Consider the following 13,181-nt stretch of genomic DNA (forward strand, 5'->3'; position numbering starts at 1 on the left):
TTGGGAAGAAATAATGGGCGCATTGCGTAATTCATATCCAGGGCTTTCTCGCCGTGGTCTCAAGATGCTGGCCGGTGCCGGCCTGATGGCGACGACCGCCCTCACATTCGCGCCGGCCCATGCCGCCCCGGCGACCGAGCAGGGAGCCCGCGACCTGCAGGCCAGGCTGGAGGCTTTTTTGGGGGATGACGAGGCGTTTCGCAAAGGCATCGTCAGGATCGTTCCTGCAGGGGAAAGCTACGATTTCATCGTCGACCCCAACAAGGGGGAGTCCAAGTCGAAGCCGTCTCAACCGCTGCCCGTGGGTACCGTGCATGTGACGCCAAAGGATGATGGCACCTATGCCTTCATCGCCGATCCTCTCTCCTATTCCGGTTCGTCGCCGGATACCGACGATCCGAAGAAAATCACCAGCGTGAAGCTGACGAATTGCGTTGCCAACGGCGTATTCAATCCGAAGGACAGCTATCTCTCGACGGTTTCCGCCGGGTGCGATGCCGTATCCATCAAGGCGCCCGATGCGAAGGATCCCATCGACTTCGATATGGGAAAATTCTCGCTGGCCTGGAGCGGCGTGGAGCAAGGAGCCACCGCTGACCTGAAGTTGTCCGTAGCGATGAGCGGCCTTACGGCAATTTTCCCTGATGAGAAGAAGAAGGACCAACTCATTCATTTCAAGATCGGCGATCTGCGCTACGATCTTGGTGTGGAGGCGGCCCGCGCCCACGAGATCGCGGATCTTCTGATGCTGGCACGTTCGTCCGAGGGCATGGGCAAGAAAAAGCCATTGGAAAGCGAAGTGCTGGCGAAGGCGAAGGCCGCGCTCCCGCTGTGGAACATGCTCAAGATCAATTCGGAGTTTACCGGCATCAGCGTCGAGAGTGACGAGGTTAGCGTCAAGCTGGAACAATATGCCGAGCGTCAGGCCCTTTCGGGCGTCGCCAAGGATTCGAACTACCAGGTCGATATGAATATTGCGGGCCTCACGGTCGCAAGCCCCCAGATGCCCCCGCAAGCCACGCCGTTGTTGCCGGGGAAGGCGGGTATCGGGCTCAAGATTTCAGGCCTCGACCTCGATAGTGCGGCGAAGACCATTTTCGATAACCCCAGCCCGTCGAACGATGCGGTGCAGGGGGCGCTGATGAGCCTTCTGTTCAAGGGAGATGCTCGCATCACCGCCAATGTGAATGCGGCGGCGGCGGCCTACGACTTTGACGGTCACGCCGAAGCGCCGATCGACCTCAAGCTGCAAGGCAACGGTGTCTTCTCCATGCGGGGCTTCGACGACATCGTAGCCGCTGTGGGCAAGCTCAATTCGCCCGACGCCGCCAATGCGAATCTCGGGCTGGCGCTGATCAAGGGCCTGGCGAAGAGCGGCGAGGACGGCCGGCTTGTCTGGAACGTCTCGGTGGATGGTCTGGCCAAGAAATTCACGGTCAATGGCCAGACCTTCGATTTGCCGGAAAAGTAGGCGAGGGCGCCTGATCAGCCGAGCTTCGGCTCGAGATCGATCGACCACAGCGACGCGTCGGCGACGTCGCGCAACGTGACCGTCATCACGCGCGTGTCGGCGGCGATGGCGACATGGCCGAAGAACTGCAGGCCGGCGGCGGGCGAGAGGTTGGCCTTGCCGGCCTCGGGCGCCTTCACATATTTGAGTTCCGGGCCGAACGTCATGTCGAGATCGTTCGGTCCGAAGGTACCGGCATTGAGCGGGCCGGAGACGAATTCCCAGAAGGGATCGAAGTCCTGGAAGACCGCCTTGTCCGGATTGTAGTAGTGGGCGGCGGTGTAGTGGACGTCGGCCGTTAGCCACACCGTGTTCTTCACGCCTGCCGCCTTGATGAAACGCAGGAGATCGGCGAATTCGAGTTCGCGGCCGAGCGGGGCGCCGTTGTTGTTGTTCGAGACCGCCTCGAAGCCCTTCTTGTTGTCGGCATCGTTCCACACGACGAGGGAGAGCGGCATGTCGGCGGCGATCACCTTCCAGGTTGCCCGGGAATTGGCGAGTTCGCGCTTGAGCCAGGCAAGCTGTTCTGCGCCGAGGAAGGCCGCCTCGCCGCCTTCGATCGTCTGGAGGTTGTCGCCGTTTGGCCCGCGATAGGTGCGCATGTCGAGCATGAAGACGTCAAGCAACGGGCCGTAGGGGACCTTGCGATAGACGCGGCGCGGCTCGGCCAGCGTCGTGGCGATCGGCATGTACTCGTGGAAGGCCTGGGCGGCGCGGGAGGCGATCAGTTTGATCGATTTTTCCTTGTAGCGATCGTCATGCGACAGGTCCTTGGAGGAGGACCAGTTGTTCGTCACCTCATGGTCGTCCCACTGGGTGACCACCGGCACCGCGCGGTAGAGCGCCTGGAAATTCTGGTCCATGAGGTTGTATTTGTATTGGCCGCGGAACTCGTCGAGTGTCTCGGCGACCTTCGATTTTTCCGGCGTGACGATGTTCTTCCATACCGTACCGTCAGGCAGCTTGACCTCGCTCTTGATCACGCCGTCGGCATAGATGTTGTCGCCGGAATGGATGAAGAAGTCCGGATCGTGCTTGAGAATGGTGGAGTAGATCTTCATGCCGCCGGCATCGGGATTGATGCCCCAGCCCTGGCCTACCGTATCGCCCGACCACACGAAGGAGACGTTGCGCAGGCCCGCGGGCGCCGACCGCAGATGGCCGATCACCGGCTCGCTCTCGACGTTGATGTCGGCGAGGTTCTGGAAGCGCACGCGATAGAAGATCTCCTGGTCCGATGGCAGGCCCTCCGCCAGGATCTTGGCGGTGTAGTCGGTTTCCGGCGAGGTCGCCACGGCCGGCAGACGGTTCACCGTCTTGAAGCTCTCGGTGGTCGACCACTCGAAGATCGCATTCGCCGGACGATCGGTACGAGACCAGAAAACGGCGCGGCCGCTATGCACGTCGCCTGACTGCAGGCCGCTGGTGACCACCGGCCGATCCGCTGCACGGGACAGACCCGGTATGGCGAAGCTGCTGGCGGCGCCCAGAAGGCCGGTGGTGGCGCTGGTGGTCAGGAACCGGCGTCGGGACAAGGGTTTTTCAAAGATGCGCATCGCGACTCTCCCCGTTTCAAAGCGGGCGGAGTGTTGGACAGCCAGATGACAGCGGCATGTCGCCTCGTTGGATGTTTTATAAATTGCACCAGGGCGGCGATGCGACCACCGCTATGGTCGGCAGGTGCACAAAAATTTCACACACGACCCGTTGGACACATGGCATAGGAGGAATGGGGATCTTTAGCAGCGGATCGAGTTTTTCATGGCTGTTTCGAACATTCGTCATCGCGTAGGGCGCGCAAGGCGCGGCCTTGTGCCGGCCGCCGCCCTGGCAGGTCTTTTCCTGGCAGCGCCTGCTCACGCGGCTACCGCAACGCCCGCTGGCGCCAAGGCGATCACCGACGGCTTCGCGCGCTATTTCGGTCGGAAGCTGGTGGACCGAGGCGTGATTACAGTGACGCCGAAGGGCGACCACTACGATCTCACCTATGCGCTCGATGGCGCAAAGCTGGGCCTGCCCGCAGATGGACCTCAATTCCAGTTCGGCCCGGTCACGGTGCAACTGACGCAGAAGGATGACGGCAGTTATGCCTTTACGGCCGGCCATCCTTCCATCGACGTGACCTTCAAGTCGCCGAAGGGCGCTGAACCCCTGGAGTTCGCCGAACATCTCAAGAATTGCAGCGGCAGTGGCGTGTTAGATTTCAAGAGCATGCCTTTCGGCAACCAGGCCATGGCGTGCGAAAGCGTGACCGTGGCCATGCGTTCGTCGGTCGAGGATGTCGATGCCTCCATGGGCAAGCTCACCTATGTGAGCAATGCAAAGCCCGGCGATGATGGCGTCGTAGACGTGGCGATGACGTGGGAAGCGGTCGATCTGGTCGAAACCGTAACCGTCAAGGATCCGCGCAACCCCATGCCGCCCATCGCTATCCGGTCTGATCGGATACACCAGGAGGCGACGATTGCCGGTTTCCACAATATTCGTCTCCTGGATGTACTGGCGTTCTTCGCCGAGCATGACTTCGCCGTCGGTTCGGCCTATCGCGCAGAAGCGCAGGCAAAGTTGAAGGCTGCCCTGCCGATCTGGCAGGGCCTGAAGGGGGACATCACCTATTCCAACCTCAGCGTCGGCACGCCCAAGGGTATCGTCAAGGTCGCCTCCGTCGATAGCCAGACGGTCAGCACCGGCGCTGTTAAGAGCGCCGAAGTCGGCATGAATACGAGCTTCTCCGGGCTCGAACTGCCGGATGGCATGGTGCCCGACTGGGCCGCGCCCCTGGTGCCGAAGAGCGGCGTCGTCAATCTCAAGCTGACAGGCGCTGATTTCGATACCATGGCCAACCAGCTCATCGAGACCTTCGTCGTTCCGAAAGGCGAGGTGAAACCCGACGCTCTCAAGTCTGCATTCCTGGCTTCATTCCTGGGCGCCTCTCCGCATCTTGCCTTCGAGCAGAGCGTCACTGCCCCGGCCTTCGATCTGAAGGGGCAGGGGGAGACAAGCCTGGTGCCATCCCAGCAGGGCAAGGCCAGCGTTTCGGCGTCCAGCCTCGATGGTGTGATGACCGCCTTCACCAATGCCGCCTCCACCATGCCGAATGCGCAGCAGGGTGTGATGGGCATCGCTTTCCTGAAGGGGCTTGCCAAGACCGGCCCGGATGGTCGCCTCACCTGGGACATCGGGTTCGACAGTGCCAGCAAGACTGTCACCGTGAACGGCCAGTCCTTCGGACCCGGCGCGAAGAAACCCTAGGCTGCAGGCCTGTCGCCCGATCGCGGATCGATCAATCCACGATCCGCGTTTCGAGACCCAGGCTCTCCCAGGCCGCGAGGTCTGCCAGCAGCGCCTCGGCATGTCCGCGCACGGCGGTGATGGCATCCTTGCCGAGTTGGAGCCGCAACGGCGTGTTGGCGGCGCGAAGCGCGGTGTCGATGGCCGCCGCGGCTTTCATGGGGTCGCCCGGCTGTGTATCGCGCATGCCGCTGGTGAAATCGCGTACCGCCCGCAAGCCGTCGGCATAGGCTGGCAGCACGGGCATGTGACGCAGCGCGCCGCCTGCGAATTCGGTGCGGAAGGCGCCCGGCTCCACGATCATCACCTTGACGCCGAACGGGGCCATTTCCAGCGCGAGTGCCTCGGATAGTCCTTCCAAGGCAAACTTGCTGGCCGAATAGGCACCGTATCCGCCATAGGAAAGCTGGCCGCCCAGGCTGGAAATGTTGACGACGGCGCCGCTTCCCTGGTGGCGCAGCAGCGGCAGGAGGGCCCGTATCATTGCCGCTGCGCCGAAGAAGTTGGTCTCCATCAGGGCGCGCAGCTCGGCTTCCGGCGTCTCCTCGACCGCGCCGACGATACCGTAGCCGGCATTGTTGAGAAGCACGTCGATCTGCCCGAAGCGGGATCGCGCGGACTCGACCGCAGCCTCGATGCTGGCCCTGTCGTTGACGTCGAGCGCGACGGCGAGCACCCGTTCGCGAGCCTGCGACTGGAATGACGCGAGCCTGGAAGGATCTCGCGCCGTGGCTACCACATTGTAGCCTTTCGATAGGGCATAGCGGGCGAAGCTCAGGCCGAAGCCTGAGGAGGCACCGGTAATGAACCAGGTGGTGGCAGCCGGCATGGCATAACTCCTTCTTCGATCATCGGAACGTGATCGAAGATCGCTCCTTGCGCATAAGATGATAAGATAGCTGAGTTCGAATATCTTATGCGATTTGGTGCATGAATGGATCGCGATCTACTCATTCATCTACCAGTGGTCCTTGCGGTGGCGCGGCGCGGCGGGTTCGCGGCGGCGGGGGCCGATCTCGGCATGAGTCCCTCTGCGGTGAGCCATGCGGTGCGCGCCGTCGAGGACAGGCTCGAGGCGCCGCTCTTCGCACGTACGACGCGCAGCGTCGCGCTGACTGAAGCGGGCAGGACTTTCGTTGCGGATATCGCCCCCGCCTTCGATGACATCGGGGAGGCGGTGGAACGATTGCGGGCGGCGAGAGGGCGCGTAGCCGGTCTGCTCCGTCTCAACGCGCCGCGCGTCGCCTTGCCCAACGCCATCACGCCGGTGCTGGCGGCGCTTTCACGCCGCCACCCCGGCCTCGTCGTCGAGGTCTTCAGCGACGACAGCCTCGTCGACATCATTGCCGGCGGCTTCGATGCCGGTGTGCGCCTGGGCGGCATGATTGCGCAGGATATGGTTGCGATCCGCCTCACGCCGCCCTTCAAGGCCGTCATAGCGGCCGCACCCTCCTATCTGGAGGTGCATGGCGAGCCGAAGGCCATCGCCGATCTCGCGGCACATAATTGCATCGGCTTCCGGCTCCTGGCATCCGGCGGCCTCTATGCCTGGGAGGTGCTGGAAAAGGGAGAGGACATGGCCGTCAGCGTGAGGGGCAGCGTGCAGGTAAGCGATCCAACCTATGCGAGGGAACTCGCCTTGGCGGGAACCGGCATCGCCTATGTCTTCGAGCCTCTCATCCGCCGGGACCTGCAGGAAGGGCGTCTCCGATGGCTGTTGCCTGAGAGCGCCATCGAGGAGCCGGGGTTGTTCCTGTACTATCCCCGGCGAGCCTCGCGCGCACCCAAACTGCGCGCCTTCATCGAGGTCGCCCGGGACGTCCTGGGCGCAGATGCCACGGCCAACCTGCAGTGTGAGCGGTGACTGAACGATGGAGGAAACGTCATCCGAGCCTCGTATATGCGACGAGCATTCCATGTCGAGGTGGTGGATACGGCAATGCCGAAACGGTGGCGCATCGGTGCGGGGCAGGAAAACCTGTGTCGCAGGAGACAGTGGAACGTCTTGGATCTCTGGAACGACATGGCGATGTTTTTTCATCGACCGGAACAGGGCATTTCCTCAGACCATTACGAAGTCTTCTTGACAACGCTGCCGGTAATCGAAGACAAAAGTTCGTCAGGCCAAGGTCCGAGTAAAACGATTAAACCAGCCTGACCGGGAGGTAGCGGGATGGCTGGCGCCGGGTTTCTCCGGTTCGAAGACGTGGCCAAATCCTTTGGCGGCACGCGCGCCCTCAAAGGGGTGAGCTTCGACGTCGGCCGCGGTGAAGTCGTCGCCCTCCTGGGAGAGAACGGCGCCGGAAAATCCACCCTGATCAAAATTCTCGGCGGCATCGTCAGGCCCGACAGCGGCAGCGTGAGCATCGATGGCGAGCCCTATCGCCATCGCGCCCATGCCAGGGCCGAGCGCCAGAGCGTCGCCTTCGTCCACCAGGATCTCGGTCTGGTGGAATGGATGACGGTGGCCGAGAATATGAGCCTGCCGCAGGGCTTCGCCGGCAGGGCGTGGTCCGGCAGGCTCGGCCTCATCGACTGGCGCGCGGCCGAGCGGCAGGCGCGCGAGGCCCTTAAGCTCGTCGGCTGTGACATCGATCCGACGACGCGTGTGCACAGCCTCAGCCGCACCGAGAAATCCCTCGTCGCCATCGCACGGGCGCTGGTGGTGGAATGTGATTTCCTGGTGCTCGACGAGCCGACCGCCAGCCTGCCGGCCGACGAGGTGGAGCGTCTCTTCGATGCCATCCGCCACCTCAAGCAGCGCGGGGTTGGCATGATCTACGTTTCGCACCGGCTGGACGAGATCTTTCGTATCGCCGACCGGGTGGTGGTGATGCGCGATGGTCTGAAGGTCGGGGAGCGTCCGATCGGACAGACCAATCCGGATGAACTCGTCAGCCTCATCGTCGGGCGCTCGAATCTCGATCTTTTCAAGAAGGCCGCCGTGCAATCGGGACCCCTGCGCGTGCGGGTGAGGGACGTATCGACCGCTAGCGCCGGGCCGATCAGCTTCGACGTACGCCAGGGCGAACTGCTAGGCCTGGTCGGCCTGCGTGGGGCGGGACAGGAGGAAATCGGCAGGGCGCTTTTCGGCGTGGTGCCTCACGAGGGAGAGATAACCCTCGACGGCACGCGACCGGATCTATCCTCGCCTCGTGCCGCGCTGCAGTCCGGCATCGGGCTAATGGCGCGGGACCGCATGGAGGAATCCCTGGCGCCGGCGCTCAGCGTGCGCGAGAACGCCTTTCTCAATCCGGGTGCCAGCGGGCGAGGACTGCTGTCGTTTCTCTCCCCGCGCAGGGAAGCGAAATCCGCCGTGGAACTGGGTGCTTCGGTCGGCCTGCGGCCGAACGATCCCGATCTACCCATCGAAGGCCTGTCAGGCGGCAACCAGCAGAAGGTCGTGGTCGGCCGCTGGCTTGCGACAGGGCGCAAGCTGCTCGTCGCGGAGGATCCGACGGCCGGCGTCGACGTGGGTGCTAAGGCAGAGATCTACCGCCTGATCGCCCGCGCCCTTGAACAGGGTCTCGCGGTCGTCGCGGTTTCCACGGACTTCGAGGAGATCGCCCATATCTGTCACCGCGCGCTCGTTTTCAACCGCGGCCGGATCATCGCCGAACTCCAGGGCGAGGCCCTGACGACGGAGGCCGTGATCACGGCCGCGTCGGCTTCGGAAGCGATGATGACCCAATAGAGATGCTGGGCGGGATTTTCAGGACCGGAGTTGGGATCCGGCCCTGAAAATCCCGCAGGAACTTCAAGAAGACGCAGCAAGCCCTTCCAAAACGGGGTTCGTGAATTCTGCTTACGGAGGCCGCCGTATGTCGATGAACTCGATCAAGTCCGATGCGCTGGAGCCGACAAAGGCGGAGCTTGAACGGTTGAGCTTCGGAGAAAGGCTGGCGCGCCGGCTGCCGGTTTACGGCCTGCCGATCCTTGCGGTGTTCCTGGCGGTCTTGTTCTCCCTGCTGCTGCCTCAGACATTCCCGACCATGCTGAACCTGCGCTCGATCATCTCCGACAAGGCGATCATCGCGCTCCTGTCCCTGGCCGCTATGATTCCGATGGCCGCCGGCAAGATCGATCTCACCGTCGGCTATGCCATCGTCATCTGGCACATCCTGGCCATCAGCCTGCAGACCATGCTCGGCGTGCCCTGGCAGGTGGCGGTGGTTATCGTGCTGGTACTGGGCGCCTTCATCGGCTTCATCAACGGTGTCCTGGTGGAAGTCGCCCGCATCGACAGCTTCATAGCGACGCTCGGCACCGGTACAGTGCTCTACGCCGTCGCGCTCTGGCATACCGGCGGGCGTCAGGTCGTGGCACAGTTGCCGCAAGGCTTCCTGGCCCTCAACGGCACCATGGTGTTCGGCCTGCCGATCACCGGCTTCTATGTGATCATCCTCGCCTTCTGCCTCTGGCTGGTCCTCGAGCACCTGCCGATCGGGCGATACATCTACACGATCGGGGCCAACCCGAAGGCAGCCGCCCTCAACGGCATTCCCGTCCGCCGCTACACCATCGGCGCCTTCGTCGCCTCGGGTGTCCTCACGGCCGTTGCCGGCATCCTGCTCGCCTCCAAGCTGCGCATCGGTCAGGCCAGCGTCGGCCTCGAATACCTGCTGCCCGCGCTGGTGGGGGCCTTCCTCGGCTCCACCACCATCAAGCCCGGCCGCGTCAATGTCTGGGGCACGCTCGTGGGCGTCGCCATCCTCGCCATCGGCATTGCCGGCATCCAGCAGTTCGGCGGCTCCTTCTGGGTGGAGCCGATGTTCAACGGCGTGACGCTGCTGATCGCCATCGGCATTGCCGGCTACGCGCAGAGGCGTCGCGGCAGCGCTGTGAAACCCCTCAAAAAGACGGACGCATGAGCGAACCGTCGCAACCTGCGGAGGAAGGCCTATGTTGAGACGAAATTCCTGGATGGCGGCTGCCAGTGTCCTGGCATTGCTCGCGCTGCCGGCGATGGCCCGGGCCGATGCCTTTGTCGATGAGGCGAAGGCCGTGGTCGCCAAGGCCTCGCAGCGTGTCGACAAATGGGACGGCCCCACCACAGGACCGAAGTCCGTGGGCAAGAAGACGATCGTCTATGTCGCCGGCGACATGCGCAACGGAGGTATCCTCGGCGTGGCGCAGGGCGTGAAGGAGGCGGCGGGCATCATCGGTTGGGATTATCGCGAGATCGACGGGCAGGGCACCGTCTCCGGACAGGCGACCGCCCTGAGCCAGGCCGTTGCGCTCAAGCCCGACGCGATCATCATCGGCGGCAGCGATGCGCAGGAGCAGAAGGCGGGCATCGAAGCCGCGGCGAAGGAAGGCATCAAACTGGTGGGCTGGCATTCGGGGCCGAAACCAGGGCCGCTCGACGGCGTGCCGATCTTCGCCAACGTCACCACGGACTCCATGGAGGTCGCCAAGGTCGCGGCCATGAAGGCCATCGCCGATTCCGACGGCAAGGCCGGCGTGGTGATCTTCGCGGATTCGACCTACGCCATCGCCATCGCCAAGGGACGCGCGATGGAGGCGGTGATCAAGCAATGCGGCGGCTGCTCTGTGCTGGCTTTCGAGGATACCCCGCTTGCCGATGTTTCCACCCGCATTCCTCAGTTGACCACGACGCTGCTGCAGCAGAACGGCGCCAAGTGGACATATTCCCTCGCCATCAACGACCTCTACTACGATTTCATGCCGCCCTCGCTGGCAGCCGCCGGCATCGCCGGTGACGGCGATCCGCAGAACATTTCGGCGGGCGACGGTTCGGAATCGGCCTATCAGCGCATCCGTGCCAAGGACCATCAGGCGGCCACGGTGCCGGAACCCCTGGCCATGCAGGGGTGGCAGCTGGTGGACGAGCTCAACCGCGCCTTCGCCGGAGAGAAGTGGTCGGGCTATGTTCCTGGCGTCCATCTGGTGACGCCGGACAACATCGCCTATGACGGCGGCCCCAAGAACGTCTTCGATCCCGACAACGGCTACCGGGACGCCTACAAGAAGATCTGGACGGGCCAGTAGGACGACGGGCGCCGCTCAACAGGGCGGCCAGCAATGGGCGCGAGGAGCCCTTCCCCCATCTGGGGGAGGGGCCGGCTGCGCCCCATAGGGCAGCGCCGGCGCGTCTCGTGCCTCATGTGCCCGAGACCTCCAGTGCTTGGGCTAGATCGGCGATCAGATCGTTGGCATGCTCGATGCCGACGCTCAGGCGGATGGTGCTCGCCGTTACGCCAAGGCGGGCACGCAGGTCCGCCGGCACGCCGGAATGCGTGGTGGAAGCGGGGTGGCTTGCGAGCGACTCCGTGCCGCCGAGGCTCACCGCGAGCTTGAAGACGCGCAGGGCATTCAGCATGCGGAAGGCCTCCGCCTCGCCGCCCTTGATCTCCAGGCTGAAAGTCGAACCCGCGCCGGTGCATTGCCGGTCGAACACGGTGCGGGCGGCGCCGCCTTCGGGCAGGTGATGCAGTGCATGCACTGCTTCGACGCTGCCATGGGCCGCAAGGAAGTCCGCGATGGTGATCGCGTTGCGCGCCGCGGCCTGCATGCGAAGCGACAGGGTTTCCAGCGAACGGCCCAACATCCAGCAAGTATGCGGATCGAGCTGCGTGCCGATGGCGCTGCGAAGCGCTCTGACGGGCTTCAGCATGGGCTTGCTGCCGATCGCCGCCCCGGCGATGAGGTCGCTGTGTCCGCCGATATATTTGGTAGCGGAGTAGACGACGATGTCGATGCCGTGTGCGAGGGGACGCTGGAAGAGGGGACCCAGGAGGGTATTGTCGCAGATAATGACCGGGCGGGCACCCTGCCGCTCGGCGATGCGGTCGGCGACCTCACCGACCAGCGCAAAGTCCACCAGCGTGTTGACGGGATTGGAGGGTGTTTCGATGAGGATGACGCTGACGCGGCCCCGGTTCACGGCTCGGTCCGCGGCCTCGCCGATCTCACGGGCATGAAGGCCGTCGACGAAGCCCTCCTGGCCGATGCCGAAATCGGCTAGCGTGCGGGCGAGCAGCGTCTCGGTGCCGCCGTAGAGCGGCTGGCTGTGCAGCACCACGTCGCCGGGGCGGGCATAGGCGAGCACCGCCATCGAAATCGCCGCCATGCCCGAGGAGAACAGGAGGGCGGTCTCGCCTTGCTCGAAAATTGCGAGGCGATCCTCTACTATCTCGGTGTTGGGGTGATTGAAGCGCGAGTAGACCAAGCCCGCGCTGCTGCCCTCCGGCGGGGCGCGGCGGCCCGACGTATAATCGAAGAAGTCCCGTCCGTCCTCGGCCGTCTGGAAGACGAAGGTCGAGGTCAGGAAGACAGGCGGCTTCACCGATCCTTCGGAGAGTGCGGGATCATAGCCGTAGCCGAGCATCAGGGTCTCGGGGTGGAGGGGATGGTTGTTAAGCATGGCCTTGTGGCTGCGGTCCGTTGCCATGGTCAGCCTCTCCTTTTCGGATTAAACGTCTCCCCACGCTCGAGCATGGTCACGAACTCGGCCAGCTTGAGCGCCCGCGTTTCCGATTTGCGGGCGTTATGCAGGCGGTGAAGGATAGCATAGCGGTTGGCGCCGTTGAGCGTTTCGAAGAATCGGGCCGCCGTGGCATTGGCCTTCAGCGCGGTCTTGAGATCTTCCGGCATTTCGGCTTTGCCCTGGGAGGCGTAGGCGGCGTCCCAGCGCCCATCGGCCTTGGCCCTTTCGATCTCCGCGAGCCCCGCCGCGTGCATGCGGCCTTGCTCGACCAGGGCGAGCGCGCGGACCCGATTGTTCTGCGACCAGATGCTTCCGGCTTTCCGGGGCGTGAAGCGGGTGAGGAAATAATCCTCGTCCAGGCTGCCGAGCTGTCCGTCGATCCAGCCGTGGCAGAGGGCGACGTCGATGGCTTCGGGCTTGGCGATGGTCGGCGTCCCGCGGCCCTTCTTGGCAAATTTCATCCAGACGCCAGGGCTGTCCGAGGTCTGCTCGGCGAGCCATTCATCCCACTCCGCCGCGCTCGAGAAGGCGAGGACGGGCAAATTCGCCTTACGGGGATCCAATTCGCGGCGTTCCCATTTTGAACCAGGCCCGGGCGATCCTGCCGGATTCCACCTGGTAGATGGCGATCACGTCGATCGCGCCAATGCCGTCGGGAAAGTTGCGGGTGACGATTTCACGATCGACCACGAGATCGCCGACCGACAGCCGGGCAATCAGCCTTCCATGCAGGGCGCTCTCGCGGAAGCGGTCGAGGTGCCGGGCCCGGATCTCGGCGGCGCCCCTGGCGAGAAGCGTGTCGGGATGGGCGAAATAGACAGCATCCTCGTGCCAGCACGCCATGAAGGCCTCGATATCGCGTCGATTATAGGCTTCGAGCTGTGCGGCGACGACGGCTTCGGCCGCGCTTCCATCCTGGGGCGCGACCAT

Annotated in this window: 11 protein-coding genes; 6 read left to right on the plus strand and 5 right to left on the minus strand. The window is 63.7% G+C overall.

Annotated features, from left to right (window positions below; genetic code table 11):
• The first annotated feature begins 13 nt into the window (after positions 1–13).
• A complete protein-coding gene (locus AC6H34_RS21650) occupies positions 14–1,471 on the plus strand; it encodes a hypothetical protein (RefSeq protein ID WP_497540168.1) in 1,458 nt (485 codons plus the stop codon).
• 14 nt (positions 1,472–1,485) lie between these two features.
• Here the strand turns inward: AC6H34_RS21650 and AC6H34_RS21655 are convergent, their stop codons facing one another.
• Positions 1,486–3,066: an alkaline phosphatase D family protein gene (locus AC6H34_RS21655; protein ID WP_497540169.1), complete on the minus strand. Its 1,581-nt coding sequence runs from the start codon at positions 3,064–3,066 to the stop codon at positions 1,486–1,488.
• A 205-nt stretch (positions 3,067–3,271) separates the two neighbouring features.
• On the opposite strand from AC6H34_RS21655, the gene AC6H34_RS21660 reads away from it, so the two are divergent.
• The gene (locus AC6H34_RS21660) at positions 3,272–4,762 is read left to right on the plus strand and encodes a hypothetical protein (RefSeq protein ID WP_497540170.1); all 1,491 of its coding nucleotides are present in this window, start codon (positions 3,272–3,274) and stop codon (positions 4,760–4,762) included.
• A 31-nt stretch (positions 4,763–4,793) separates the two neighbouring features.
• Here AC6H34_RS21660 and AC6H34_RS21665 read toward each other — a convergent pair whose 3' ends face one another.
• Positions 4,794–5,630, minus strand: coding sequence for an oxidoreductase (locus tag AC6H34_RS21665; protein WP_497540171.1), 837 nt, complete (start codon positions 5,628–5,630; stop codon positions 4,794–4,796).
• A 105-nt stretch (positions 5,631–5,735) separates the two neighbouring features.
• On the opposite strand from AC6H34_RS21665, the gene AC6H34_RS21670 reads away from it, so the two are divergent.
• From AC6H34_RS21670 to AC6H34_RS21685, 4 genes are all read left to right on the plus strand, one after another.
• Positions 5,736–6,665: a LysR family transcriptional regulator gene (locus AC6H34_RS21670; RefSeq protein ID WP_497540172.1), complete on the plus strand. Its 930-nt coding sequence runs from the start codon at positions 5,736–5,738 to the stop codon at positions 6,663–6,665.
• Positions 6,666–6,974: 309 nt separating this feature from the next.
• Positions 6,975–8,495: a sugar ABC transporter ATP-binding protein gene (locus AC6H34_RS21675; RefSeq protein ID WP_448147030.1), complete on the plus strand. Its 1,521-nt coding sequence runs from the start codon at positions 6,975–6,977 to the stop codon at positions 8,493–8,495.
• A gap of 133 nt (positions 8,496–8,628) precedes the next feature.
• Positions 8,629–9,672, plus strand: a complete 1,044-nt coding sequence (locus tag AC6H34_RS21680) for an ABC transporter permease (RefSeq protein ID WP_497541255.1) — start codon at positions 8,629–8,631, stop codon at positions 9,670–9,672.
• Between the two features lie 31 nt (positions 9,673–9,703).
• The gene (locus tag AC6H34_RS21685; RefSeq protein WP_497540173.1) at positions 9,704–10,813 is read left to right on the plus strand and encodes an ABC transporter substrate-binding protein; all 1,110 of its coding nucleotides are present in this window, start codon (positions 9,704–9,706) and stop codon (positions 10,811–10,813) included.
• 112 nt (positions 10,814–10,925) lie between these two features.
• Here AC6H34_RS21685 and AC6H34_RS21690 read toward each other — a convergent pair whose 3' ends face one another.
• Genes AC6H34_RS21690 through AC6H34_RS21700 form a run of 3 tightly spaced genes read right to left on the minus strand, consistent with a single transcriptional unit; the run spans position 10,926 to position 13,181 of the window.
• Positions 10,926–12,215 carry a cystathionine gamma-synthase family protein gene (locus AC6H34_RS21690; protein WP_497540174.1) on the minus strand — a complete coding sequence of 430 codons (1,290 nt, stop codon included), beginning with the start codon at positions 12,213–12,215 and terminating at the stop codon, positions 10,926–10,928.
• 2 nt (positions 12,216–12,217) lie between these two features.
• A complete protein-coding gene (locus tag AC6H34_RS21695; RefSeq protein WP_497540175.1) occupies positions 12,218–12,814 on the minus strand; it encodes a YdeI/OmpD-associated family protein in 597 nt (198 codons plus the stop codon).
• Positions 12,801–13,181: a nuclear transport factor 2 family protein gene (locus AC6H34_RS21700; RefSeq protein ID WP_497540176.1), complete on the minus strand. Its 381-nt coding sequence runs from the start codon at positions 13,179–13,181 to the stop codon at positions 12,801–12,803. The genes AC6H34_RS21695 and AC6H34_RS21700 overlap by 14 nt, the downstream gene beginning before the upstream one ends.

It is taken from the genome of Labrys sp. ALF-8 (assembly GCF_059699065.1).

Bases quoted from the DNA above. Each gene is read 5' to 3' on its own strand.
- AC6H34_RS21650 (WP_497540168.1), top strand. From the start codon at position 14: ATGGGCGCATTGCGTAATTCATATCCAGGGCTTTCTCGCCGTGGTCTC.
- AC6H34_RS21655 (WP_497540169.1), bottom strand. From the start codon at position 3,066: ATGCGCATCTTTGAAAAACCCTTGTCCCGACGCCGGTTCCTGACCACC.
- AC6H34_RS21660 (WP_497540170.1), top strand. From the start codon at position 3,272: ATGGCTGTTTCGAACATTCGTCATCGCGTAGGGCGCGCAAGGCGCGGC.
- AC6H34_RS21665 (WP_497540171.1), bottom strand. From the start codon at position 5,630: ATGCCGGCTGCCACCACCTGGTTCATTACCGGTGCCTCCTCAGGCTTC.
- AC6H34_RS21670 (WP_497540172.1), top strand. From the start codon at position 5,736: ATGGATCGCGATCTACTCATTCATCTACCAGTGGTCCTTGCGGTGGCG.
- AC6H34_RS21675 (WP_448147030.1), top strand. From the start codon at position 6,975: ATGGCTGGCGCCGGGTTTCTCCGGTTCGAAGACGTGGCCAAATCCTTT.
- AC6H34_RS21680 (WP_497541255.1), top strand. From the start codon at position 8,629: ATGAACTCGATCAAGTCCGATGCGCTGGAGCCGACAAAGGCGGAGCTT.
- AC6H34_RS21685 (WP_497540173.1), top strand. From the start codon at position 9,704: ATGTTGAGACGAAATTCCTGGATGGCGGCTGCCAGTGTCCTGGCATTG.
- AC6H34_RS21690 (WP_497540174.1), bottom strand. From the start codon at position 12,215: ATGGCAACGGACCGCAGCCACAAGGCCATGCTTAACAACCATCCCCTC.
- AC6H34_RS21700 (WP_497540176.1), bottom strand. From the start codon at position 13,181: ATGGTCGCGCCCCAGGATGGAAGCGCGGCCGAAGCCGTCGTCGCCGCA.